Annotated in this window: 22 protein-coding genes; 5 read left to right on the forward strand and 17 right to left on the reverse strand. The window is 45.8% G+C overall.

Annotated features, from left to right (window positions below):
- From HYR79_08985 to HYR79_09045, 13 genes are all read right to left on the reverse strand, one after another.
- Positions 1 to 258: prepilin-type N-terminal cleavage/methylation domain-containing protein (locus tag HYR79_08985; protein ID MBI1821828.1), on the reverse strand; the 258-nt coding region annotated here is incomplete at its 3' end.
- Between the two features lie 162 nt (positions 259 to 420).
- On the reverse strand, positions 421 to 936 hold the full coding sequence (locus HYR79_08990; GenBank protein MBI1821829.1) for a type II secretion system protein: 516 nt from the start codon (positions 934 to 936) through the stop codon (positions 421 to 423).
- 3 nt (positions 937 to 939) lie between these two features.
- Positions 940 to 2,166 carry a type II secretion system F family protein gene (locus HYR79_08995; protein MBI1821830.1) on the reverse strand — a complete coding sequence of 409 codons (1,227 nt, stop codon included), beginning with the start codon at positions 2,164 to 2,166 and terminating at the stop codon, positions 940 to 942.
- Between the two features lie 22 nt (positions 2,167 to 2,188).
- Entirely contained in the window at positions 2,189 to 3,880 is a 1,692-nt protein-coding gene (gspE, locus tag HYR79_09000; GenBank protein ID MBI1821831.1) for a type II secretion system ATPase GspE, read from the reverse strand.
- Between the two features lie 147 nt (positions 3,881 to 4,027).
- On the reverse strand, positions 4,028 to 4,345 hold the full coding sequence (locus tag HYR79_09005; protein ID MBI1821832.1) for a divalent-cation tolerance protein CutA: 318 nt from the start codon (positions 4,343 to 4,345) through the stop codon (positions 4,028 to 4,030).
- Positions 4,346 to 4,423: 78 nt separating this feature from the next.
- Positions 4,424 to 4,981 (reverse strand): hypothetical protein, encoded by a 558-nt coding sequence (locus HYR79_09010; GenBank protein MBI1821833.1) that lies wholly within the window; start codon positions 4,979 to 4,981, stop codon positions 4,424 to 4,426.
- A 151-nt stretch (positions 4,982 to 5,132) separates the two neighbouring features.
- Positions 5,133 to 5,645, reverse strand: coding sequence for a type 4a pilus biogenesis protein PilO (pilO, locus tag HYR79_09015; protein MBI1821834.1), 513 nt, complete (start codon positions 5,643 to 5,645; stop codon positions 5,133 to 5,135).
- Positions 5,614 to 6,186, reverse strand: a complete 573-nt coding sequence (locus HYR79_09020; protein ID MBI1821835.1) for a PilN domain-containing protein — start codon at positions 6,184 to 6,186, stop codon at positions 5,614 to 5,616. Before HYR79_09020 ends, pilO begins: the two co-directional genes overlap by 32 nt.
- Positions 6,183 to 7,193: a hypothetical protein gene (locus HYR79_09025; protein MBI1821836.1), complete on the reverse strand. Its 1,011-nt coding sequence runs from the start codon at positions 7,191 to 7,193 to the stop codon at positions 6,183 to 6,185. Before HYR79_09025 ends, HYR79_09020 begins: the two co-directional genes overlap by 4 nt.
- A gap of 100 nt (positions 7,194 to 7,293) precedes the next feature.
- Entirely contained in the window at positions 7,294 to 9,021 is a 1,728-nt protein-coding gene (tadA, locus tag HYR79_09030) for a Flp pilus assembly complex ATPase component TadA (GenBank protein ID MBI1821837.1), read from the reverse strand.
- Positions 9,018 to 10,229 carry a type II secretion system F family protein gene (locus HYR79_09035; GenBank protein ID MBI1821838.1) on the reverse strand — a complete coding sequence of 404 codons (1,212 nt, stop codon included), beginning with the start codon at positions 10,227 to 10,229 and terminating at the stop codon, positions 9,018 to 9,020. Before HYR79_09035 ends, tadA begins: the two co-directional genes overlap by 4 nt.
- Before the next feature lie 397 nt (positions 10,230 to 10,626).
- Complete coding sequence (locus HYR79_09040) at positions 10,627 to 11,037, reverse strand: PIN domain-containing protein (protein ID MBI1821839.1); 411 nt, start codon at positions 11,035 to 11,037, stop codon at positions 10,627 to 10,629.
- On the reverse strand, positions 11,027 to 11,233 hold the full coding sequence (locus HYR79_09045; GenBank protein ID MBI1821840.1) for a type II toxin-antitoxin system VapB family antitoxin: 207 nt from the start codon (positions 11,231 to 11,233) through the stop codon (positions 11,027 to 11,029). The genes HYR79_09040 and HYR79_09045 overlap by 11 nt, the downstream gene beginning before the upstream one ends.
- Positions 11,234 to 11,378: 145 nt before the next feature.
- Here HYR79_09045 and HYR79_09050 point away from each other — a divergent pair, with 145 nt between their 5' ends.
- From HYR79_09050 to HYR79_09060, 3 genes are read left to right on the forward strand one after another with little or no spacing between them, the layout of a single operon-like run.
- The gene (locus tag HYR79_09050) at positions 11,379 to 11,894 is read left to right on the forward strand and encodes a sigma-70 family RNA polymerase sigma factor (protein MBI1821841.1); all 516 of its coding nucleotides are present in this window, start codon (positions 11,379 to 11,381) and stop codon (positions 11,892 to 11,894) included.
- Positions 11,891 to 12,268: a hypothetical protein gene (locus HYR79_09055; GenBank protein ID MBI1821842.1), complete on the forward strand. Its 378-nt coding sequence runs from the start codon at positions 11,891 to 11,893 to the stop codon at positions 12,266 to 12,268. The genes HYR79_09050 and HYR79_09055 overlap by 4 nt, the downstream gene beginning before the upstream one ends.
- 17 nt (positions 12,269 to 12,285) lie before the next feature.
- On the forward strand, positions 12,286 to 14,811 hold the full coding sequence (locus HYR79_09060) for a PD40 domain-containing protein (GenBank protein MBI1821843.1): 2,526 nt from the start codon (positions 12,286 to 12,288) through the stop codon (positions 14,809 to 14,811).
- Positions 14,812 to 14,930: 119 nt separating this feature from the next.
- Here HYR79_09060 and mazG read toward each other — a convergent pair whose 3' ends face one another.
- Both mazG and HYR79_09070 read right to left on the reverse strand, forming a co-directional pair.
- Positions 14,931 to 15,713, reverse strand: a complete 783-nt coding sequence (mazG, locus tag HYR79_09065; GenBank protein ID MBI1821844.1) for a nucleoside triphosphate pyrophosphohydrolase — start codon at positions 15,711 to 15,713, stop codon at positions 14,931 to 14,933.
- A gap of 39 nt (positions 15,714 to 15,752) precedes the next feature.
- Positions 15,753 to 17,510, reverse strand: coding sequence for an ATP-dependent DNA helicase RecQ (locus HYR79_09070; protein ID MBI1821845.1), 1,758 nt, complete (start codon positions 17,508 to 17,510; stop codon positions 15,753 to 15,755).
- Between the two features lie 157 nt (positions 17,511 to 17,667).
- On the opposite strand from HYR79_09070, the gene clpB reads away from it, so the two are divergent.
- Entirely contained in the window at positions 17,668 to 20,280 is a 2,613-nt protein-coding gene (clpB, locus tag HYR79_09075; protein ID MBI1821846.1) for an ATP-dependent chaperone ClpB, read from the forward strand.
- 25 nt (positions 20,281 to 20,305) lie between these two features.
- Here the strand turns inward: clpB and pfkA are convergent, their stop codons facing one another.
- Positions 20,306 to 21,277: a 6-phosphofructokinase gene (pfkA, locus tag HYR79_09080; protein MBI1821847.1), complete on the reverse strand. Its 972-nt coding sequence runs from the start codon at positions 21,275 to 21,277 to the stop codon at positions 20,306 to 20,308.
- Positions 21,278 to 21,313: 36 nt separating this feature from the next.
- A complete protein-coding gene (locus HYR79_09085) occupies positions 21,314 to 22,492 on the reverse strand; it encodes a thiolase family protein (protein ID MBI1821848.1) in 1,179 nt (392 codons plus the stop codon).
- Between the two features lie 207 nt (positions 22,493 to 22,699).
- On the opposite strand from HYR79_09085, the gene HYR79_09090 reads away from it, so the two are divergent.
- Positions 22,700 to 23,371: a hypothetical protein gene (locus HYR79_09090; protein MBI1821849.1), complete on the forward strand. Its 672-nt coding sequence runs from the start codon at positions 22,700 to 22,702 to the stop codon at positions 23,369 to 23,371.
- Positions 23,372 to 23,515 lie beyond the last annotated feature (144 nt).

Below are 23,515 nucleotides of genomic sequence, written 5' to 3' on the forward strand. Positions count from 1 at the left end.
AAATAATGGTAAAACGGTTCCTGTAGCATTGACACAAACGGTCCCTGCGGCAACGGTCTTACCTAACCTTTGTCCAGCAAAGTTAACCGCTAGCACACTTCTTAAGCCTGCGATATAGCCTACGTCCGCGGCAGCCTGGGCATCCGTCTGCATATCCACATATTTAGGAATTGCAACCGCAGCAAGAATTCCTAATACCACGATCACGATAATTAATTCAATTAACGTAAAACCTTTTTGATTTCGTAATACCTTCATCTATTTCTCCTTATATTAGTGTTAAATACGACTTCTATTTTGTAGGGACGGTTAATCAACCGCCCTCTTAAAGGGCGACTTATCAATCGCCCCTACGTATTTTTAAAAAATCATATTAAAGAAATCACCTCCTCTTTCTTTAAATTATAGCCGGTATTTGAATTACCACAAGTTGGCGGCGTTTCCATATGAGTCTACCGGGGCCGTCGCTGCAACGTAAATCTGGCCTGAGCCTGGATCGTAATCCCATCCAATCCCTGCTCCACTTACCACCGTTCTGGCGTCGGCTTGGGCCAGTGTCGCCTGCGTAACCAGTTGGTTATTGGTGATCACCGAATCCGGCGGCATGCAGACGGTACAGGTGGTAGCCGATGGCCCTTCGATGATCTTTAATCCGTTCAGGGCAACGGTCCTTCCAGCCGTCAGGTTGTTATTTAACTCGGCCACCGAAGGCCATTCCAAAGCGGTTCCACCGTAGCCGGCAAGCAAAAACCGGGCGTGGAGCAAACTGATTCCACCTCTGATGGTCGCCAGATTTCCTTTGGTTGCTCCTATCTGGGCCTGTGTTGTCAAGTCCTGATACCTTGTCACGGCAATCGCCGTTAAAATTCCAAGAATGACCAAAACGACTAAAAGTTCAATTAATGTAAAACCCGCCTGATTTTTTAATCTCTTCATTTTTTAATGCGCTCCTTTGAATACAGAAATTAAATTCCACCACGGCATAAAAACCGCCAGCGCTAAAAACAAAACCATACATCCGACAAACAGAAGAAGGATCGGTTCCAGAGAAGCCGATAGATTTTTTATGGCATATTCGACGTCCCGGTCGAAATACTCGGAGACCTTTAAAAGCATCTCTTCAAGCTGGCCCGTCTCCTCTCCAATTGCGGTCATCTGGATCACAATCGGCGGAAAGATACCGCTCGATTTCATTGGCTCGACTAGCCCTTTTCCCTTTCTGGCACTGTCACGGACTCCCTCTACCACCTTTGCGATTACCACATTTCCAACAACACTGGAAACCATATCAAGGGTTTCCAGAATGGGTAATCCGGTCCGTGTTAAATTTCCAAATACGCGGGCAAACCGGGAGAGGGATGTTTTCAAAAAGATCTTTCCGAAAACAGGTATTTTTAATTTTAGGCCATCCCATTTTCTTCTTCCTGAATCTGTGCGGATATAAGCTCGCGCCCCCCAGTAAATCGCGATACCCAGCAACAAAAAAACCGGCCAGAAAACATGAAAAATGTTATTCGCTCCAATTAAAATCCTCGTGGGAAGAGGAAGTGGCACTTTAAACCCGGAATAAAGCTTGACGAATTGAGGAATAACAAACGTCATCAGGACAATCACCGCCAGAAGGAGGGAAATTAAAACAATTTTCGGATAGCGGGTCGCGGTCCGGATTCTTTCCCCGGTTTCCCTGGAATGTTCAAGAATTTCGGCTAACCGGTCGAGCGTAATGTCTAATATCCCTCCGGCTTCTCCCGCTTTAATCATATTGATATAAAGAGGATCAAAAATTTTCGGGTGTCTGGCCAGGGCGTCGGAAATCGAGTTTCCTCCCTCGATGTCTGTTAAAATCCGGGAAATCACCCCTTTAAAACGGAGGTTTTCGGTTTGATCTTTTAATGCCTCAAAACTGTAGGTGATCGACAACCCTGCCGATAATAGAGTGTGGAGTTGGCGGGTAAAGACAATCAAATCCTCCTGTGAAGCGGAGCTTGACCGGAAAAGATCCGCTTTCAGGAACGTCAGGGTCGTTTTGCGCAACTCTTTGATTCCAACCGGGATGTACCCGAGGCGGTCGAGTTGGAACGCCACATCTTCACGGCGAAGGCTTTCGATGGAGCCGACGACCAGCTCACCCGATTGATTGCGGGCCCGGTATTGGAAGACAGGCATTTTTTACGATCTCGCGTTCATCTTAGAAATTATCCTGCGTAACTCTTAACACTTCTTCGAGCGTCGTCTCTCCGGCTAACACCTTGGCAATTCCCTGTTCTCTTAAGCTTTCCATGCCATTTTGTTTTGCCGCCGCTGAAATGTCGCTCGCAACGGCTTTTGAAATAACCATCCGCCGGATGGAATCATCCATTCGTAAAAGTTCAAACAAACCGGTTCGCCCCTTGTGACCCGATTTTCTGCAGGCGGTGCAACCCTTGCCTTTCATGAAAACCGTGTTGGACGGGAGATGAAACTCTTCAATCACTTCAGGCAAAGGGGTATGGGCTTCTTTACAAAACGGACAGACCTTTCGGACCAGCCTTTGAGCAAGTATTCCAAGAAGCGAGGAAGCGATGAGGAAAGGTTCTATCCCCATGTCCATTAAACGGGCAATTGAACTCGCGGCATCATTCGTATGAAGAGTCGTCAGGACAAGATGGCCCGTCAGGGCCGCCTGAATGGCGATGGAGGCAGTCTCCTGGTCCCGTATTTCGCCCACCATGACAATATCAGGGTCCTGCCGGAGGATATTCCGAAGACCGGTCGAAAAGAGAACGCCGGCCTTGGTATTGACCTGGACCTGATTGATTTTCTTCAGCTGGTATTCCACCGGGTCTTCGATGGTAACGATATTCTTGTCCATCGAATTCATTTGATTAAGCGCGGCGTAAAGCGTGGTCGTTTTTCCGCTCCCCGTCGGACCGGTCACCAGCATCAATCCATACGGCATTTTTAAAAGTTTATTAAATTGGGTCAAACCGGCGGGAGAAAAACCTAACCCTTCCATGTTGATTAAAAGATTTCCCTTGTCCAACAACCTCATGACAATCTTTTCTCCAAAAATGGTTGGAAGGGTGTTCACGCGAATATCGATTTCTTTACCCGCCAGAGCGATTTGGATCCGGCCGTCCTGGGAAATCCTTTTTTCGGATATGTCGAGATGGGCCATGACTTTGATTCGGGAACAAAGCCCGGCGTGGAGGGTTTTAGACGACTGCATCACTTCCCGCAGTAATCCGTCGACGCGGAACCGGACCCGTATGGTATCGGATTCAGGTTCAATATGAATATCGCTGGCCCCTTCCTGTACCGCCTGCAGAATAATGGAGTTTACCAGTTTAATCACCGGCGCATCCTCCACCATGGCATCTATCCTGGTTTTGGCGTCCAGGTCGTTTTCTAAAACCAGGGTCGGCTGAATATCTTTAAGGGCTTCGTTGAGCGAACTGTTCATGCCATAGAAACGTTCTATGGCTCTGGAGATATCGTTTTCAGTCCCGACAGCCGGTTGAATTTCAAGGCCGGTCATCTTTTTAATTTCATCAATGGCAAAAACGTTCAGCGGATCGGCCATAGCCATGGTCAAGGTTTTACCCCGCTTGGAGAAGGGAAACACTTGATACCGACGGGCGATGGTTTCAGGTATTTCTTTTAAAATATCTTGATCAATAATCATGTTCTCAAGCGACATATGGGGTATCCCCATTTGACTCCCGAGAACTTTTATAATCTCGTCTTCGGTAACAAATTTAAGGGTTCTAAAAATCTTCCCAATACGACCCCCTTTTTGTTTTTGTTCCTGAAGGGCTGTTTCAAGCTGTTCGGGCGTAAGCAATCCCGCCGCCACCAGCATCTCGCCCAGCATTTTTCTTTTTGGTTTAGGAAAGGCCATCCGTAAAAAAATCCTTTAATTTGATGAAGTTAAACCGCTCGCCCCGTCTTTTAATAAAATATAGCCGAGGGTCTGAAATCTGTCAAAATCCGAAACTCGGAGATTGCGGGAATAGAATGTTAATTTGTGGAATTAAAGGAAATTAGACTATCGGACGGTTTCGTCAATCCATTGAAGATAACCAGGGAAACTTTCAATGAGAGGAAGAGCGATAATTTCAGGGACGGTATAACTATGGAGAGACTTTACTTTTTTGACAATAAGGGGAAACTTTGATCTCTTTGATTTTCCTATAATCAAAACTTCATTTTCTTCCGACACCTTTTCTTGCCAGAAGAAAATGGAGTGAATACCCGGAACAATATTCCCGCAAGCCAGGAGTTTTTCAGAAACCAGGGTTCGGGTGATTTTTTGAGCTTCTTCCAGAGAAGGGCAGGTTATTAAAACGACGATAAAATCCTTCATGTTTATCTGGTAGGGGCAGGTCCCTGTGCCTGCCTTGGGCGACCACAGGGGGTCGCCCCTACGGTTTTTGCCTTTCCGTTAATTCGATAGAATAAGGGTGGATTCTACCCTGGTCACGCTATCTCTCAAAATCGCCTGATTGGGATCGATTTCTTTAAGGATAAACGTGCCGATAATCGCTTCTCCTTTTCCAACAATATAAAGTTCTCCTCCTTTGGAAAAAAAGCCCTGCTCCTTGCCCTTGCCCTTATTCAAATATCCGAGATACTTAAATTGCGCCAGGGTTTGAGCGGCCTGCGCTCTTGCGATTTCCTCCGGAGAAGGGGGAAGAGGCAAAACAACCGGCGGGGGCGGGGGAGGAGGTTCCACTTTCGGCGGAGGAGGAACATAAATGTGAATCGGCGCAAAAATATTTTTAGAAATGACCAGCGTTTTTTTGGGAGATCGTAACAGGTCAAGTCTCACCGTTGTCTCTGTTGAAACCTTCGCGGGCATCCCCTGAACTTGAACGATCTCTCCTTTTTTATATTTAAGAGGCCTATGTTCCTGACCGGGCTGGTTATAAAGATAAAGGATGATCCCCGCCCAGAGGAATAAAAGAGCAATCAAAACCGTTATTTTTCTCGTCTTTGTCATGTCTTTCTCAAAATAAAACTGAATGATGACCCTTCAGAAGGAGGCGCAGGCAAGGCGGAGCGAGGCCTCGAACCGGAATGTACAAAGTAAGTACATGAGGATCGGGGCTGACGTGACAACACAGCATACGTCCCTTATCAAGGGCTCAGAATCATGTTTTTAAAAAAGAAGCCATTTTTAGCTGTAGCTCCAACACACTTCCTTCTTTAGAGGATTTTCCAAGATTCATATCTTCAATGACATAAAGAGATTTTGCCGATTCAATTTCGGAAATAAATTGCCGAATGGCTTCATAAGTTCCCATTACCGAAAATGAAAAAGAGACTCTGATTAAATCCTGTTCTATATTTTCTTTTTGATAGGTCACCGACGGAACAGTCAAATGATATCTCCTGGCAATTTCCATCGGGGCATTGATGACGCTCGCATACGCCTGCTGATCCGGCAAAAGGCTGATGACTTTGGCCAAATCCTGCTCAACTTTTTTTTGACGAAGGACTTTTTCCAAGGTTTTTCGGGCTTCGCTCCACTGGGCTTCCTTTTTTTGAACCGTTTGCCCGGAACTCTGAAAAAATAAAAAATAAGCCGTTAAAACAACAACGGTTAAAACAAAAAATAAAAAAGCTTCTGTCTTATAAATCTGGAGATTTTTGGGTATGTTCATTTTTCTCATTTTCTTTATAGTTTAAATGAATCAAGAAATCGATTCTATTGTCTTTCGCCACCTTTTGATCAAGCAAAAAAACATTGCTAAACTCTGGTTTTTCCTCAAGGCTTAAAATAAGCCGGGTCAGATCTTTTAACGTCAGGGATTCTCCCGAGAGATTGACGCTATGGTCTAGAAACCGGGGTTCGATTTTTTTTATGGAAATATTGGCGGGAATCGCTTTTTCAAGGTCATTTAAAAACTCGGTCCAGGAAAACGACTTTTTAAGGATTAATTCATTGGCCATTTTAACCTTTTTATCAAGTTTTTTTAAATCTAATAGCTGTTGACCCTGATCCAAAGAAAGCTGTTTTTCAATTTCAAGGTTAAGGCGGCCGATGCTGGTCTTATATCTTAAGACTTCAGCCCGGTTAAGTTTGACCTGAACGATGGTAAAATAAACCACGCCGGCAGTGATTAGGGAAAAAACCAGTAAAATCCATTTTAAAGTTTGTTTTGCGCGATAGGGATATTGGGAATAATTAATGGTAAATTTCAAATCAGGGCTCCGGCTGCCGCGGCGATCGCGGGAGTTAAAAGCGCCGTCTCCCGAACTTTTAGCCCGGGGGCCCATTCCAGGCTCATGAGCAGGGAGGGGTTTAATAAATGGACCTTCATCTTAAATTGATCGGTGAGTTGAACGCTGAACCCGGGAAGGTTTTCCGGACCGTTGATGAACAGGTGAATCTGAGATTTGAGCGGAAAATCCTTATAATGGTATTGCAAAGAGCTCTCGATTTCTTTAAAAATTTTGAGGTTGTTTTTTTCCTCAATTTCTTTTTTCTCCGCTTCAGACCCTGCTATCGGATTTCGCAACCCCACGGTGCGGATATATCGTAGAATTTTTTGCTCAAAAACCATGAGCGTAAAATAATGATCGACTAAATTTAAAAACAGGAAATTACCCGCTTTTTCCTGATTGAAAATCAAGTCATGATAAAGATTAAAAAGATGAAATGAACAATTGTTGATGACTTTGGGAATCATCTGAATTGACAGTGGAAGCGCTTCATATTCAGATAAGATATTCTTTAAAACCGCCGTTCCGAGGATTAAAAAGTGTTTTGTTTTTGTCCGGTCAAATGAATCGGTATTTTTAAAGCTCTCTTTCGATTGGGCGACAATTTGATGAGAAATTTGGGAGTCCCCGATATTCGATAAAAACTTTTGTTCCATATTCCATTTAATCATCTGGTTTAATTCATGAAGCGCGGGAACCGATTTTTTTACCTCGGTAAAAACCATTCTGGAGGACAAGTCGGGAATACTGAGAGAAATCGATTGGCCTTTTGGGGCGTCCTTCAATAAATTTTTTAAATGATCTTTAATTTCCTCCTGGTTCAGGATATTCGATTCCAGAGGGGAATGCCGAATCGAGTCCGGGGGCAAGGGGATGACTTTACAAGCCTGGACGAGAAACCTGCGGCCTCGCGGTTTTAAAACAGCGAAAGAAAGATAATCGTTGCCAAAATGGAGCCCGATTTTAGTACCGGAAAAAAAATTCATAGTTAATATTCTCTTGTAGGGGCAACCCCCCGTGGTTGCCCAGGGCAGGCACAGGGGCCTGCCCCTACGATGAAATACGACAACATTCAATGCATTGGTATTATTCGATAAATGTGACCCGGTTAATTTCACGCAAGGTCGTTTCTCCCTTGAAAACTTTTTCGAGTCCCGCCTGGCGAAGGGTTGTCATCCCCTCTTTAATGGCTTCCTTCCGAATTTCAGAAGAGGGGCGCCTGGACAGGATCATCTCCCGAATCGGATCGGAAAGGTCCAAAAACTCCGTAATGGCTTTTCTTCCTTTAAAACCGGTGCCATTGCACTCCGGACATCCCTTGCCCTGGAAAAACCGCTGACCCTTCACCATTTGAGGCGTTAACCCAGAATCCTCCAGAAGTTGTTTTGAAATTTCTGTTTCCTCTTTGCAGTCCCCGCAAAGGGTTCGAACCAGCCTTTGAGCCAAAATGCAATTGAGTGAAGACACAAAATTATAAGGTTCAATCCCCATGTTGGTAAATCGGCCAATCACGTCAAACGCGTTATTGGCATGAACGGTCGTGAAAACCAGATGGCCGGTCAGAGCGGATTGTATCGCTATTTGCGCCGTTTCGGCATCGCGTATTTCGCCCACCATGATTTTATCAGGATCATGCCTGAGGATCGAACGAAGGCCCCGCGCAAAAGTTAATCCTTTTTTTTCATTAACCGGAATTTGAACGACCGCGCCCAATTGATACTCCACGGGATCTTCGATGGTGATAATTTTATCTTCCGTTGATTTAATCTCAGTAATCGCCGCGTATAAGGTCGTGGTTTTTCCGCTTCCCGTCGGACCGGTTACGAGAACCATTCCATAAGGTTCAATAATGGATTTACGGAACCGCTTTAAATCCCCCGGGTTAAAACCGAGCCGCTCTAAACGGAGTTCATTAATATCGGAGGCGATGTATTCCTTATCCAAAATCCGGATGACGACATCTTCGCCGAAAATGCTAGGCAAGATTGAAACGCGAAAATCGACTTTTTTATTTTCCAGACGCAATTTAAATCGTCCGTCCTGAGGCACCCGCTTCTCGGCAATATCCAATTCTGACATCACTTTTATTCTTGAAATCAGAGGCGCGTGATATTGAATGTCCATCGGATCCATCGCCTGGTAAAGAACGCCGTCGATTCGATATTTAATTTCAACGTTTCGATCTGAGGCTTCAATATGAATGTCGCTGGCCCTTTTCTGGAGCGCCGTCAGGACGATGGTATCTACCAGACGGATGACCGGGCTGGAATCCTTGCTTGCTTTTTCAATCGAGATGGATTCTTCACCCTCTTCATTTTCTTGAATGAGCTGGGGTTTAAAATCTTCCTCCATTTTTTTCAAAACCTGGGTAGACCCTTCAGACTTTTTAAGGGTATCCAGAATGCCTTGTTTGGTTCCGATTTTAAAATGTAAGGTTTTATGCAAAATCATCTCGAGTTCATCAAGAGCCGTCACATGAATCGGATTTGAAATGACGAGGGTTAAAACGCCCTCTTTCTCTTCCAGCGGAATAAACGGATAGCGATACATCAGTTCGACCGGAATCGTTTGATAAAATCGTTGATCAATCCTGAAGTTTTTTAACGGTTCATAGTCCAATTCAAAAAGCTCTGAAAAAACCCGGGCCATCTGGTCTTGCGTGGCGGCAGAAGCTTTTAAAAGCTCCTCCACGACGTTGATGTTTTTATTATCCACTCCGTTGGGAAAAATAGATTGGACCGCGGCTTCGGTTATCCATCCTTTTTCAATGAGTTTCTTAACAACCGCCGAACCGGTTTTTGGAATTTTTTTCATTTTATGGTTCCTGCCAGATTAAAGATCGGAAGGTACATTGCCACCAGGATAATTGCCACCAGGACACCCATCCCTAATAAAAGAACCGGCTCCACCCAGGTGGTAATTCTGGCCAATTTTTGATCCAAAAGCTCTTCCTGAAAATCCGCCACCTGGTCGAGCATTTCTTCCAACGAACCGGTCGTTTCGCCCACCTCAACCATTTCCAGGGCGATTTTCGGCATCAGGTCAGCAACAGCAAAGGCGGCGGCAATCCCTAATCCTTCCTGAACTTTTTGAATCGAAAGACGTACCCGCGCCGCGAAGACCCGGTTGGTCAGCGACTCCGCCACCATCTGAAGCGCGTTAATCAGGGTAATCCCCCCGCCTAAAATGGTCGCCAGCGTTCTTCCTACGGCAATCATTTGCTGGTTCTTAATAATTTCACCCAAAACAGGCAATTTTAACAATAAAAAATCTTTTTGTTCCTTTCCTTGTTGGCTCGAAAACCAATATCTTAAAATAAAAAAGAGCCCTGCAAGGACAAGAACAATCCAGACAAACTGGCCCTTGAGGAAATGAACAAAGGAAATGAGCGCCTGTGTAATCCAGGGAAGCTGGCCTTTAGAATCGGCGTAAATTTCAGAAAAAGTCGGCAAAACATAGGTCAATAAAAAAATAACGACGCCCGACCCCGCGACAAATAGAAACAGGGGATACGTCAAGGCCATCGCCACTTTTTTTCTGACCGCCAGGATTTTTTTGTAATAAGACATGTACCGATTTAGAATTTCAACGAGATTTCCGCTTTTTTCTCCCGCTCGAATAGACGAAATATAAATTTCAGGAAAAAATCGGGGAAAATGGGACAACGCATCCGAAATCGAAGACCCTCCGGAGATTTCTTTATGCACGCCGCGAAGCGCGTCCTTAAACCCGGGATGAATGACCCGCCCTTCCAATAATTCAAATGCTTTTAAAATCGGAAGACCTGCCCGGATCAGGGCAGAAAATTCATAGTTGTAAATCAGAAATTCCTGAGCCGTTAGTTTTTTTTTGGAGAAGTTCCGATTGTTAAGAAATCCTCCCTGGGAGGCTTTCTTAACCGAAAAAACCAGATAACCTTTTTTTTCAAGCGACTCTTTTAAAGTATCTTCACTGGTTCCTTCTAATTTTTCTTCTTTAATGGTGCCATCTGCCGCGGCTATTCGGCAGGTGTAGGTAGGCATATTACATTGCTCTTTCTTATTGTCGTCAGGGGCCTTCGCAAACTGCGCTCAATGCCATTGAATGAACCCCTTATGTGCGCTGCTAAAGCGCTCCCAAAGCAAGCTCGGAGGCTCCGCACCGGCCAAGCCAGTTGCTTCGCTTGTTTGTTTGGGTGCTTGTGCTTGAAAAGTAGTATAGAAGACAATTCTATAAATTGCAAGTTCTGACCCGTTGGAAAGGTCCGGAATTTCTATCACCTGGGCGCTTTTTTTTTCGCCCTTTCCCAAAGGTGATTCATCTCATCCGGGGTAAGGTTTAAGCGAATCGTGGGTCTGGCGTCGATCCCACGGACAACCATCTTCTCCCCCGCAGGCGGGACATGATTTCAATTAATTCTTCAAAAGAATGGCTCATTTTTTAAGTGAGGAAATCTAACGCCTCTAAGTCGGAGTGTTTCGCAATTAATCTGAAATGGTTATCATGATGCAGGAGGACACATCCATTTTCAATGGACAAAAAAGCGATGAGAATGTCCATTGTCGGGACTGTAATCCCTTTCTTTCTAAGCATAAAACCAAACCGGTAAGCTTTTTCCCATTGAATACTTTCCAGGAGGCAATTGTCTAAACTCCCAAAGCGCTCCTTGAATTCGGCATATTCTCTTTCGGTTTTGCATCCCTGGAGCAGTTCAAGAATGACAAGAGGGGTGGTCAAAATAATATTTTGATCGATTCCATTTTTTAGAAAAGTTTGTAATTCTTCAGGTCCTGATTTTTTAAAACTTAATATCCACGCGGAGGTGTCGACCAGAATCTTCTTAGGCTTCACGTCTCATTTTTTCCAAATCATTAAGAGAAAGCCCAAATTCATCATAAGAACCGATTATTTTCTTTAATTCCTCTCTTTTCTTTGCTTTGATGTATTCTTGAAGAGCGATGACTACCGCTCCTTTTTTTGTCCTGGCTCCTGATACTTTGATGACCTCGCTGATCAGCATGTCGTCAATATCCATTGTAGTACGCATACTTTTCTCCGTAAATAATATGCTATTATATTAGCTAAAAAAACATCAAATGTAAATGAAATAATACGTTAAACGTAAATTTGCTAAACCTGTCATATATTTTTACAATTAAAACCACTAATAGGTAAACCCATTGACGAGGTTCATGGATTCCGTTGATTTACACATGTTGTTGGAGAAACACCATCAGGAGAGTTTTGGCTGGGCTTTAAACTGCTGTGGGCACGACCCAACAGAGGCTGAAAATGTTCTCCAGACGGTCTACCTCAAAATTTTGGAACAAAACGCCAGATTTGAAGAAAGATCCTCATTTAAGACATGGCTCTTTTCCGTCATCCGAATCACCGCGGCCTATGAACAGAGGAGAAATTTTCTCCGAAAATGGAGGCTTCTTCCCATCGAAGAATCCCGGTTACAGGCAAAACAAGACGACGCCGATGAATCGATTTTTAAATCTCAGCGAACGCGCTTCCTTCAGAAAGCGCTTCAGACCTTTCCAAAAAGGCAGAGAGAGGTGATGCACCTGGTTTTTTATCATGACATGACTTTGGAAGAATCATCCGAGGTATTGGGTATTTCCATTGGTTCAACTCGAACCCATTATGCGCGAGGGAAAAAACGGTTACGTCGATGGATAGAAGCCTCAAAGGAGTTTTTATGAAAATGGAACAAGAAGAGCAAAAAATAAAAGAACTCTTTCTTAAAGTCAGAGAAGAAGACAAGAAATCTACTCCTCCCTTTATAAAGCTCTTGGAAGGAGCACATTCCCGCCTAAAACAAGAAGAGAACAAATGGCCTCGTTTTTGGATGACAACAGCGGCTGGCTCTTCATTTTTACTGATGATTTACCTGGTCGTTTTTTCGCCAATCGTTACGACTGTCATTGGGGGAAATGTTCCGTCTGTTTCGCCCGTTAGCCAAACCCAATTAACGCGGCCTGTTCTGGAAGAGAGCTGGCAAGAAGTTTCCAACAATTTTTTTGGTCAGATACATCTGGTCCCATTGGAAAAATCGTCAAATTTAAAATGGAAATGATAAAAAAGGATGTTTCTATGCCACTTAAGTCATTTTTTCTGGGGGTTTTAGGAGTTTTTCTCGCGGCGGTTTCCTTATATTACGATGCCTGGTGGCATGTCACGTTTGGCAGGGAATCTTTTTGGATTCTACCCCACCTGATACTCTATCTGGGAGTCGGGATGGCGGCTTTAGGATTTTTATTACAGGGGCTTACCCTCTGGAGAAAACAGTTTCCAGTGGAGACCCCTTTAAAAGGGTGGGGATGGGGGGTATTCTTTGTCTTGTTGTCGGCTCCCTTTGACGCCCTCTGGCATCAATTTTTTGGAATCGAATCAGTTCACACAATTCAGGCAGTTTGGAGTCCTCCCCACCTCCTTTTGCTTGGATCAATGATTTTGATTAGCATCAGTTTACTCATTCTACTTTTATCACGCTGGGTAACAGCAAGAACAAGTTCCTTTTTCCTTCTTGTCCTCGTGACCTTTGGGGCCATGGACGGGTTCATAACCTTTCTTTTGGCTCCCTTAAGTCCTCTAAGTGTTTGGGCGCCGACATATTTCGGCGTATTTATTTATTACCTGGCCTTTGTATTCTTACGAATGACGGCGCTGGAGCTTTTCCGCCGGCCTGTTTTGACTTACATAGCCATTTTTCATTTTTTATTTTTAAGCTTTCTTTTTTCGACCTGGATGAATGAAGGAAATGTGGAGCCCTACCAGGTCATTATCCTCCTATCCCTGGGTGTACTCACAGCACTGCTGGGAGATGGAGCTTTTCTCATTTTGCTGAAAAACCGGTTAAAGAACATCTATCCGATTTTGGGCCTGTTTTACATGGCTGTGGAAAGTTTGATCCTTGGACCATTTTTAAACTATTTCGTTTATAGCGGTCACTTTCAAATTCCGATAGAAAGGCAAGGGATGGGTCCGTTCAATAGTGTGACGATTGCCATTATGATCCTGGCCGGCGGGATGGCGGGAATCCTAGCGCCACTGCTTGGACGGTATCTCCGCCGGAAAATGATCCGTAATCGGCAATCAGAGGATAAAAGCAGGATAGAAATAATTGCGGCAAAATCGATGAGCGCTTATATCAATATTTTTGTCATCTTCCTGATTTTAATATTTGTTCCTGCTTTTATAAAGTTAAAAGATCCTGAAATTCTGGAAGCGGCTCAGAGTAGAATTCAAGGGGGTGAAACAGAGATTCATCGTATCGCTCCTTCTCTCGAGTTTGAAAAAAGACGTTTTTGGTTTTATTCTTTTCCGTCGTTGTGGATCAGCCAGGATGATCAACACGTAGCCTATAAAATATATCATAGGGAGAAAAAGGTGATCGTGATCACAGATGGGATAGAAGGCCCTGTCTATGAAGGATTTATTTCTAATGGGATTGCCAGGTTTAGTCCCGACGGCAAAAAGCTGATGTACGCGGCACAACAAAATGGCAAGTGGGTTTTGGTGGTCAATTCCCAGGAAAGCAAAGCTTATGCGGATATCTATCCTTCTTATACCTTCTCCCCCGATAGTCAAAGGACCGCGTTTGTAGCCGTCGAAAAAAAGAACAACCAGGAAAATAAAGTTTTTGTGGTTATTGATGGAACAGAGAGTCCCGCGTATGATGAGATTGGCTTCTATCCCAGCCATCTTAAACCCGATGTTTATAATGGAGGGTCCCAATTCGGGCGGCATCTGTTTTATACCATGGAGCTAGACCGATGGCGGTTTATTACGGACGGATGGGACCGTACCCTGGAGGCGTGGTCAGTCGGCTTTTCTCCGGATGGACGGCATTATGCTTATAGCGCCAAACGTCAGGGATTTTGGAAGGTGGTGATTGATGGGGTAGAGCATGGAAATTATGAAGGGGTGATTCCCTTAGGAGGCCTGGACGGCCATCTCTTTTTCAGTCCGGATGGTCAAAAGATCGCTTACGCCGCTAAGAGGGAGGAAAAATGGTTTATGGTCATCAACGGAGTGGAAGATCCAGCTTATGATTTTATTGAAGCGCTCCTGGGGGGGCGGTTTAGCTCTGACAGCCAGCATCTGGCTTACAGAGCTTTCAGTCATGGGAAATGGAAGATCGTGACTGATGGCGTAGAGGGAAAGGAGTATCAAGACGTTGGACCCCCTCAATTCACCCCGAAGGAACAAAAAGTGACCTATGTTGCTTTCGAAAATGGAAAGGGATTTCTTGTCATGGACCGGGCGGAAGGAACCCGCTATCCGGCAGAGGATATCATCGCGTTTCCCCATCTCGTCTTTAGTTCAGATGATCAACGGATTGCTTTTGCGGTCCCTTTTAAGACAAGATGGAGGGTGGCTGTGGACTGGAAGCTTTCTAATGAATATCATACGGTAACCGATCCCAGGTTTAGCCCGGATGGCCGGCATTATGCTTATGCAGCGGCAATCAACCGGAGATGGCGGGTTGTCATTGACGGGCAAGAAGGCCCGATTTATGATGCGATCGCAGGATTACGATTTCTTTCAGATCATGAAATCATCTATATTGCGATAAAAGGGCATTCCGTTCTGCAAGTCAAACATCTTATTCTATAAATTGCAAGTTCTGACCCGTTGCCCAAGACCAGCGATAGACTTCGCACCCACTTATTAATCATGTCATTGCGAGCACCGAAGGGTGCGTGGCAATCTTATCGTAAAGTCTTGAGATTGCTTCACTTTGTTCGCAATGACAGCTTTCTAACTCTGTTCAGGTGATTCATCTCATCCGGGGTAAGGTGTTCAAGGAGAAGCCCTTTTCTTTTCGCTTCTTTTTCCATCAACTGAAAACGGGAGATAAACTTGTCCGTCGATTTCCGCAAGATTTGTTCGGAATCCAGTTTCAGCGTGCGGGCAAGATTTACCACGGTAAAAAAGAGGTCTCCCATCTCGTCTTCGATTTCATCCTGTTCTTTTTTGTCGAGGGCCCTTTTAAATTCATCCCATTCTTCTTCGACCTTGGCCATGACGTCTTCTTTTTTTTCCCAATCAAACCCGGTTCTTGCGGCTTTTTTCTGGACCTTTTGGGCCCTCATCAGTGAAGGAAGAAAAGGCGGAACGCCGTCAAGATAAGATTGCCGGATCCCCTCTTTTTCTTTCATTTTGCTTTTTTCCCAATTATGAAGGACTTTTTCGGCAGTCGGCGCCTCTTCTCCGCCAAAGACATGGGGATGCCTTTTGATTAGCTTTTCGACCAAACCTTTTAAAACACCTTCAATTGAAAAATTCCCTTTTTCTTCTGCGATTTGGGCATGAAAAACAACCTGTAAAAGGAGGTCCCCCAGCTCTTCCGCCAAATGTTTGGGATCTTTTAAGTCAATCGCCTCCAGGACTTCGTAACTCTCTTCGATCAGATAGGGTTTAAGCGAATCGTGGGTCTGCTGTCGATCCCACGGACACCCCTTTTCTCCCCGCAGGCGGGACATGATTTTTATTAAATCATTAAATAAATCGTTCATGGGAATAAGGTACTGAATTATCTTAGGAAGTTCAATCTCTTATTTCCGGTTTCCACCGCCTGATCGGATTTCCTGCAGGAAGATCTGACCGTATTCTGCCAGCTTTTTCGGTCCGATCCCCCGGATTTGGAGGAGCCCGGATTCCGAGGTGGGGTGTACCAATGTTATTTTAAGAAGCACGGCATCGCTGAAAACGGCGAACGCCGGAAGTTTTTTTTCACGGGCTAATCGTTTCCTTAAATTCTTCAGCCTGGCCAGAAGCTCTTCCTCCTTAAAGGATAAGGTTTCCTTCTCTTCTGGAGGAAGTTTGGAGGGGGAGGTGGATAGGAGGACACGAGGGGAACTTGATGCGGCTGCAGGGTTGCCAGGCTCCGACAAAAGGTCGAGCTTCAGGCAAAAATCGCAGGCGTTTTTACACGGCGGAATCGTCTCCCCAAAATAAGAAATCAGCGATTGATGCCTGCATGTTTTCTTCTCCGCCCATGAAAAAATTTCCCTCGTCTGCCTCATGAGCTTTCTCTTTAAATCCGGGTCAGGAACCTCTTTTAAAAATCGCTCATAACTGATCACTTCGGACCAGGAGTAAAATAAGACACAATCGCTTTCCAAACCATCTCGCCCGGCCCGGCCGATTTCCTGGTAATACCCTTCGATATTTTTCGGCATATCACGGTGAATGACATAACGGATATTCGGTTTGTCTATTCCCATTCCAAAGGCCACAGTGGCAACAATCACCCTGGCGTCGTCGCGCTGGAAAGCTTCCTGAACGCTCGTCCGTTCATCCGGCTCCATTCCGGCATGGTAGGGCAGCGCTCGTATTCCCTTTTCGGTAAGAAACCTGGCGGTCTGTTCAACCCCTTTGCGGCTTAAGCAGTAAATAATTCCCGACTGTCGGGCCCGCGCCCGTACGAGTTTTAAAATTTCTTCCCGGGCGGTTCTTCCATTCCCTTTTTTGTAAACATGAATCCGGAGGTTAGACCGAAAAAAAGACCCTTTGAACCTGAGCGGATGACTCATTCCCAGCTGTTGAATAATGTCTGCGGAAATTTTTTCAGTGGCGGTTGCCGTGAGAGCGAGCACAGGGACCCCGCCAAACCGTGATTTTAAGCCGGAAAGATTCCGGTAGGAGGGACGAAAATCATGGCCCCATTGACTGATACAATGCGCCTCATCCACCGCAATCAAATTAATGTTGACGCCCGCCAGAAACTCCATCAAAGAACCTTCCAACCCTTCCGGAGCGACGTACACCAGGTGATACTCACCCTGTTTTAAACGTTGGAGCCGGTCTTTTTTTTCGGGAAGGGTCAAGCTTGAATTGATGTAGGTCGCCCGGATTCCTTTTTCAAGTAAATGATCGACCTGGTCTTTCATTAAGGCGATGAGCGGGGAGATGACCAGCGTCGCGCCTGAAAAAATACAGGCCGGAATCTGGAAAATCAGAGACTTTCCGGCGCCGGTTGGCATGACTCCGAGACAATCCCTCCCGGAAAGAATGGCTTCTATACTCTCTTTCTGTCCGGGCCGGAAGGCGGTGTAGCCAAAAGTAGTCTTCAGAACCTCTTGAGGGGAAACTTGAGGTTTCGATGGAACGGGTTTTGTCAACCGCTGGAGGGCATGGATCAAATCAGGCGTAAAAAGCTGAGGTTCGTTCCGGTAAACGCTCCGTAATTTTTCCAACCGCCGGTTAAAGACCTCAACCTCATCCGGATGATCGGCTGTTTGGTCTCCAACCGACCGGATTAACGCTTCTACCTCTTGTCTGACATCTTTCGGTGTCCAATTCGAAATCATTGCGTTAGAGTAAAGAAGCCGGATAAAAAACTCAAGCTTCAAAAAATAAATCTCCCCTTGACTTTAAATTTTCAGGCCCCAGATAGTAAAGTATAATGTTCTATTTATTTTTATGTTTTTACCCATCTCTTAACAAATAAAATTAAGGAAAATCAATATGATACGCCCTGAAAAGCTCACCATAAAAACTCAGGAAGCCCTTCAAACGGCTCAAAGAGAAGCGGAAAAAAGAAACCACCCGCAAGTCGATGTCGAACAATTTCTTTTGGCGCTGATTCAACAGGAGGGGGGGGTTATTCTCCCGATTCTTCAAAAATTAGGCGCAAATATCGATGCCCTCGGACAAGGCCTGGAAGGGGAAATCAAAAAAATTCCCCGGGTAACCGGGAGCGGAATATCGAGTGGACAGATTTACCTCTCTCCACGCCTTATCCAAACAATTGAAAAAGCAGAGAAAGAGGCTGATTTCCTCAAGGATGAATATGTCAGCACAGAGCATCTTCTCATCGCGATGTCGGAAGATTTAGGCGTTGCGGGCAGGCTTTTGAAAACTCAGGGGATTGATAAGGAAAATATTTTAAAGGTCCTTGTCGAATTTCGCGGATCTCAACGGGTCACAGATCCCAACGCCGAAGAAAAATATCAGGCCCTGCAAAAATATAGCAGGGATTTAACAGACCTCGCTCGAAAAGGAAAACTCGATCCCGTCATCGGACGGGATGAAGAGATCCGGCGGGTCATTCAGGTTCTCTCACGGCGGACGAAAAATAACCCTGTCTTAATTGGAGAGCCCGGCGTGGGAAAGACCGCGATCGTGGAAGGTCTTGCCCAGCGGATTTACAAAGGGGATGTCCCGGAAGGGCTTAAAAATAAGAAAGTCGTGGCTCTGGATATGGGGGCGCTCATCGCGGGGGCAAAGTTTAGAGGGGAGTTTGAAGAAAGGCTCAAAGCTGTTTTAAAAGAGGTCATTGATGCCGAGGGGAAAATTATCCTCTTTATCGACGAACTCCACACCCTTGTCGGCGCCGGCGCGGCCGAGGGGGCGATGGACGCATCAAATATGCTCAAGCCTCCCCTGGCCAGGGGAGAGCTTCGGTGCGTGGGCGCGACCACTCTTAAGGAATACCGGAAATATATTGAAAAAGACTCGGCGCTGGAACGGCGCTTTCAGCCGGTCCTGGCGGATGAACCGACCGTCGAGGAAAGCATCTCGATCTTAAGAGGCTTAAAAGAACGGTACGAAGTACATCATGGCGTTCGGATTAAGGATTCCGCAATCGTTAGCGCCGCCGTTTTATCTTCCCGATATATCTCTGATCGTTTTTTGCCCGACAAAGCCATTGATTTGATTGATGAAGCGGCTTCCCGTCTCCGGATGGAAATTGACAGTAAACCAACCGCCCTGGATGAAATTGAACGCAAAATTCTCCAGCTTGAAATAGAAAGAGAAGCGGTTAAGAAAGAAAAAGATAAAGAATCTTTAGAACGACTGGAAAAAATCAAAAAAGACATTTCCGCCTTAAAAGAAGAAAACATGGTTTTGAATGCGCAATGGAAATCTGAAAAAGAAATCATTCAGGAAATTCGCCGTAAAAAAGAGGAAATTGAAAACACTAAATTAGAAGCAGAAAAGTCTGAACGGGAAGGCAATTTAGGCCGCGCGGCTGAATTCAAATATGGCCGTTTGGTGGACCTTGCCAAAGAGTTGGAAATAGCTAATGCCAAACTACAGAATTCGAAAACGAGAATGCTCAAGGAAGAGGTTGACGACGAGGATATTGCCCATATTGTTTCCAAATGGACCGGAATTCCCGTGGCGAGAATGCTCGAAGGAGAAGTGGAAAAACTCGTTCAGATGGAGAACCGGTTAAAAAGGAGGGTCGTCGGCCAGCAAGAAGCGATTGAAGCGGTTTCGAATGCCATCCGCCGGTCGAGGGCCGGAATTGGAGACCCCAATCGTCCGTTAGGTTCCTTTATCTTTTTGGGCCCCACGGGGGTGGGAAAAACTGAACTGGCCCGGGCGCTGGCGGAGTTCCTGTTTGATCAGGAACAGGCGATGATCCGGATCGATATGTCGGAGTATATGGAAAAACATTCGGTGGCGCGCTTAATCGGCGCCCCGCCCGGCTATGTCGGCTTTGAAGAAGGAGGACAGCTCACTGAAGCGGTCCGCCGGAAACCCTATTCCGTCCTTTTATTCGATGAAATCGAAAAAGCACACCCCGATGTTTTTAATGTCCTCCTTCAACTTTTGGACGATGGAAGGTTGACCGACGGACAGGGAAGAACCGTGGATTTTAAGAATACCGCGGTCATCATGACCTCCAACCTGGGAAGCCAGCAGATTTCCGAACTGGCCAAAGATGAAGCAAAAATGAAAACCCGGGTCATGACGGTTCTTCGGGAAAATTTCAGACCTGAATTTTTAAACCGGATCGACGACATCATTATTTTCCATTCTTTAACGGAGGATCAACTTAAAACCATTGTCGACATCCAGTTGAATCTTCTAAAAAAACGGCTGCTGGAGAAAAAAATAGATGTGACGTTGACGGAATCAGCAAAAAGTTATCTCGCGCGCATCGGCTACGATCAGGTGTTTGGCGCCAGACCTTTAAAACGGTTAATCCAGCGGGACATTCTCAATACCCTTGCGCTGAAAATCCTGGCGGGCGAATTTAAGGAAGGGGACCGGATCCTCGTCGACTCAGACCATCAAACATTAAAATTTACCAAAGAAAAGAAAGAGGATGAAAACGGAAAAGAGTAAAGAATTTAAAAAAACGACGAAATTTTTATTGTGCGAGGGTGCGGGCCAACGCCAATAGCCGAAGATCGACCTGTTTTTTTAGATGGGCGACCTCTCGCAGAGGGGTCATCGTCATTTCTCCGTTTAGTAAACCAATCAAAACGCCTTCCTTTCCATGCATTAACGTTTCAACCGCCGAGGCGCCCATCCGGGTTGCCAGTAAACGGTCAAAAGCGGTTGGCGAGCCCCCGCGCTGAATATGTCCCAGGCAGGTGACCCTGAGACTAAAACCAATTCTTTCACGATGCTCCTTAAAATAAGCGGCGATATCGGCCGCTTTGTAGGGCATTCCCTCCGCAATCACCGCGATGGCAAATCCCTTGCCCCTGTCATACGCCGCCCGGAGTTCCCTGGCAATCTCCTCCGGTTCACAAGGCGCCTCCGGAATCGCGATGACTTCGGCCCCTCCGGCTATTCCGACCATCAAGGCAAGATAACCACAATCTCGACCCATCACCTCGACCAAAAAGGCCCGATGGTGTGAAGAAGCCGTTGTTTTTATCCGATCAATCGCTTCCAGGGCAGTGTTCATCGCCGTGTCAACGCCGATGGTGATGTCGCTTCCCACCAGATCGTTATCAATGGTTGAAGCCACCCCAACGACAGGAAAACCAAGCTGGGAAAGGAGATAGGCTCCGGTCTGTGACCCGTTGCCTCCAATGACAATTAAAGCGTCGATCTCCCTGGCCTGAAGTTGGGCGAGCCCCCGACGACGCCCCTCTTCGGTTTCGAACGCCTGGACCCTGACGCTTCCTAAAATTGTTCCACCCCGTTCGATAATCCCCCCGACGTCCCGGGTCCCTAAGGGAATAAAATCTCCCGCCATCAACCCGGAATAACCCGAGCGAACGCCAAAGATTTCTAATCCGGCGGCGAGGCCTGTCCGCGTGACCGCCCGGATGGCGGCATTCATTCCAGGAGCATCTCCACCGCTGGTTAAAACAGCTATTTTTCTCATCCTTTTTTCTCCGGAAAATGTTTATTAAGACACGATCTAATCAACATTTTCAACCATCATCGCTACGGCTTCTCCTCCTCCGAGACAAATGGCGGCAACTCCCAATCGTTTATTGAGAGCTTTTAAGGCATGGATCAGCGTCGTCAATATTCTGCTTCCGCTGGCGCCGATGGGGTGGCCTAATGCAACCGCCCCTCCCCAAATATTAACTTTTTCCGGGTCCAACGCTAACTTTCGGTTGACGGCAATCGAGGAGACGGAAAAAGCCTCGTTGATTTCAAAAAGATCGACATCCAATATCCGATAACCGGTTTTATTTAGAAGCCTTTCAATCGTTTGAACGGGGGCCGTGGTAAACCAAACCGGTTCTGTTGCCGAAGAGGCGTATCCGACAATTTTCACCAGGGGCTTAAGACCTTTTTTTTGAGCCGTTTCAGAGTCTGTCACCACCAAAGCCGCCGCTCCGTCGCCAAGGGAGGAGGCATTGGCCGCCGTAACGGTTCCCCCATCTTTAAAAACCGGTTTTATAGACCTCATTTTTTCAAAATTAACTTTCCCGGGCGCCTCATCTTCCTTAATCAAGTTTTCATTTCCCTTTTGCAAAACGGAAACCGGAACAATTTCTTCTTTAAAATGACCCTTCTTCTGAGCCGTTAAGGCTCTTTGATAACTGGTTATGGCAAATTGATCCTGCTCCTCCCGTGAAATATGGAACTTCTCCGCGCAAAGTTCTGCCGCGTTTCCCATGTGGACATCATCATAGACATCCCAGAGACCGTCTTTAATCATGCTGTCGATGAGTTCGCCGTGGCCCATCCGATAACCGTTGCGCGCCTTCATGAGGAGGTAAGGAGCATTCGACATGCTTTCCATTCCACCGGCGATAACCACCTGAGCGTCTCCGGCTTTAACCGCCTGAGCGGCCAACATAACCGCCTTAAGACCGGACCCGCAGACTTTATTGATGGTGAGAGCGCCTGCGGTTTTAGGCAGACCCGCGTACAGGGCGGCCTGTCGGGCAGGGGCCTGACCCAGTCCCGCCGAGAGGATATTTCCCATAATAACCTCCTCAACCTCGGATCCTTGAACTCCCGCGCGTTTTAGGGCCTCCCTCACGACGATGGCTCCAAGGCGCGTGGCCGGAATGGAACTTAAATTTCCGTTGAAACTTCCCATGGGGGTACGTACTGCGCTGACGATCACAGGTTCCTTCAATTTTTTCACCTCTTCTTTTCCTGGTCCGCCGGACGATCAGGTTTTTTAACCGCTCTTAAATAATTTCCGCCGGATCTTTAGATAGGATAACAGTTTTTACGCTTCTGTCCCAAGAACAGAGTTAGAAAGCTGTCATTGCGAACAAAGTGAAGCAATCTCAAGATTTTACGATAAGATTGCCACGCACCCTTCGGTGCTCGCAATGACATGATTAATAAGTGGGTGCGAAGTCTATCGCTGGTCTTGGTTCTTTCATTCAAGATTAAAAAATTCCCCACTCCCGGAGCATTCATGCACAAGCAAACAGTCTTTCTTTTCCATGAAGACCCAGAACTTTCGACACTTTATCAAACAACGCTCCAGAAATCTAACATTGCTTGCGAAGCAACCTCCTATGATGATTCTTTAAAAAGCTCCCTTCCTTCTTCCGGAACCAGACTCATTCTTCTTGAAACCGGAAAAGAAGATTGCCATGCCACAATGCTGGCGCAAACGCTCAAGTCCGATTTAAAAAAAACCCTTGTTATTATAGGTTCATCGAAATTCCTAAAAAAAACCCTCGTTCATCTGGAGGACCTATCCCATTCAATCATGAACGAGGGTCATGAAGACGAAAAACCTCATAAAGAACTTTACATGGAAGATTTCTTGGAATCAAAATTAAAAGCTTTTATCAAAAAAAGCTATCCGGCTAAAAAAAGTCACCTTTATAACACCCTCCTGCAGGAATTTGAGCGGCCTTTAATTACCCTGGCTTTAAAAGAAACCAGGGGGAACCAGATACAAGCTGCTGAAATCCTTGGATTAAACCGAAATACCCTTCGAAAAAAAATCCAGGACCTGAAAATTCCTGTCAAAACCCTAAAAAAATCGTCTTAATCCCCCAAGAACAGCGATAGGATTTGTAACTCCTTGTTTTTCCTGTCATCGCGAGCGCCCGCAGGGTGCGTGGCGATCTCGGTTCACGATGGCGAGATTGCTTCGCTTCGCTCGCAATGACAACTTTCTATCGCTGTTCTTGGG

Source organism: Nitrospirota bacterium (assembly GCA_016178585.1).
GTDB lineage: Bacteria > Nitrospirota > Nitrospiria > JACQBW01 > JACQBW01 > JACOTA01.

Excerpts from the sequence above, each read along its gene's own strand:
- mazG (MBI1821844.1), bottom strand. The coding sequence starts at position 15,713 with ATGAACGATTTATTTAATGATTTAATAAAAATCATGTCCCGCCTGCGG.
- HYR79_09005 (MBI1821832.1), bottom strand. The coding sequence starts at position 4,345 with ATGAAGGATTTTATCGTCGTTTTAATAACCTGCCCTTCTCTGGAAGAA.
- HYR79_09070 (MBI1821845.1), bottom strand. The coding sequence starts at position 17,510 with ATGATTTCGAATTGGACACCGAAAGATGTCAGACAAGAGGTAGAAGCG.
- HYR79_08990 (MBI1821829.1), bottom strand. The coding sequence starts at position 936 with ATGAAGAGATTAAAAAATCAGGCGGGTTTTACATTAATTGAACTTTTA.
- HYR79_09060 (MBI1821843.1), top strand. The coding sequence starts at position 12,286 with ATGCCACTTAAGTCATTTTTTCTGGGGGTTTTAGGAGTTTTTCTCGCG.
- pilO (MBI1821834.1), bottom strand. The coding sequence starts at position 5,645 with ATGAACATACCCAAAAATCTCCAGATTTATAAGACAGAAGCTTTTTTA.
- HYR79_09050 (MBI1821841.1), top strand. The coding sequence starts at position 11,379 with ATGGATTCCGTTGATTTACACATGTTGTTGGAGAAACACCATCAGGAG.
- gspE (MBI1821831.1), bottom strand. The coding sequence starts at position 3,880 with ATGGCCTTTCCTAAACCAAAAAGAAAAATGCTGGGCGAGATGCTGGTG.
- tadA (MBI1821837.1), bottom strand. The coding sequence starts at position 9,021 with ATGAAAAAAATTCCAAAAACCGGTTCGGCGGTTGTTAAGAAACTCATT.
- HYR79_09090 (MBI1821849.1), top strand. The coding sequence starts at position 22,700 with ATGATTAATAAGTGGGTGCGAAGTCTATCGCTGGTCTTGGTTCTTTCA.
- HYR79_09035 (MBI1821838.1), bottom strand. The coding sequence starts at position 10,229 with ATGCCTACCTACACCTGCCGAATAGCCGCGGCAGATGGCACCATTAAA.
- clpB (MBI1821846.1), top strand. The coding sequence starts at position 17,668 with ATGATACGCCCTGAAAAGCTCACCATAAAAACTCAGGAAGCCCTTCAA.
- HYR79_08995 (MBI1821830.1), bottom strand. The coding sequence starts at position 2,166 with ATGCCTGTCTTCCAATACCGGGCCCGCAATCAATCGGGTGAGCTGGTC.
- pfkA (MBI1821847.1), bottom strand. The coding sequence starts at position 21,277 with ATGAGAAAAATAGCTGTTTTAACCAGCGGTGGAGATGCTCCTGGAATG.
- HYR79_09010 (MBI1821833.1), bottom strand. The coding sequence starts at position 4,981 with ATGACAAAGACGAGAAAAATAACGGTTTTGATTGCTCTTTTATTCCTC.
- HYR79_09025 (MBI1821836.1), bottom strand. The coding sequence starts at position 7,193 with ATGAATTTTTTTTCCGGTACTAAAATCGGGCTCCATTTTGGCAACGAT.
- HYR79_09055 (MBI1821842.1), top strand. The coding sequence starts at position 11,891 with ATGAAAATGGAACAAGAAGAGCAAAAAATAAAAGAACTCTTTCTTAAA.
- HYR79_09045 (MBI1821840.1), bottom strand. The coding sequence starts at position 11,233 with ATGCGTACTACAATGGATATTGACGACATGCTGATCAGCGAGGTCATC.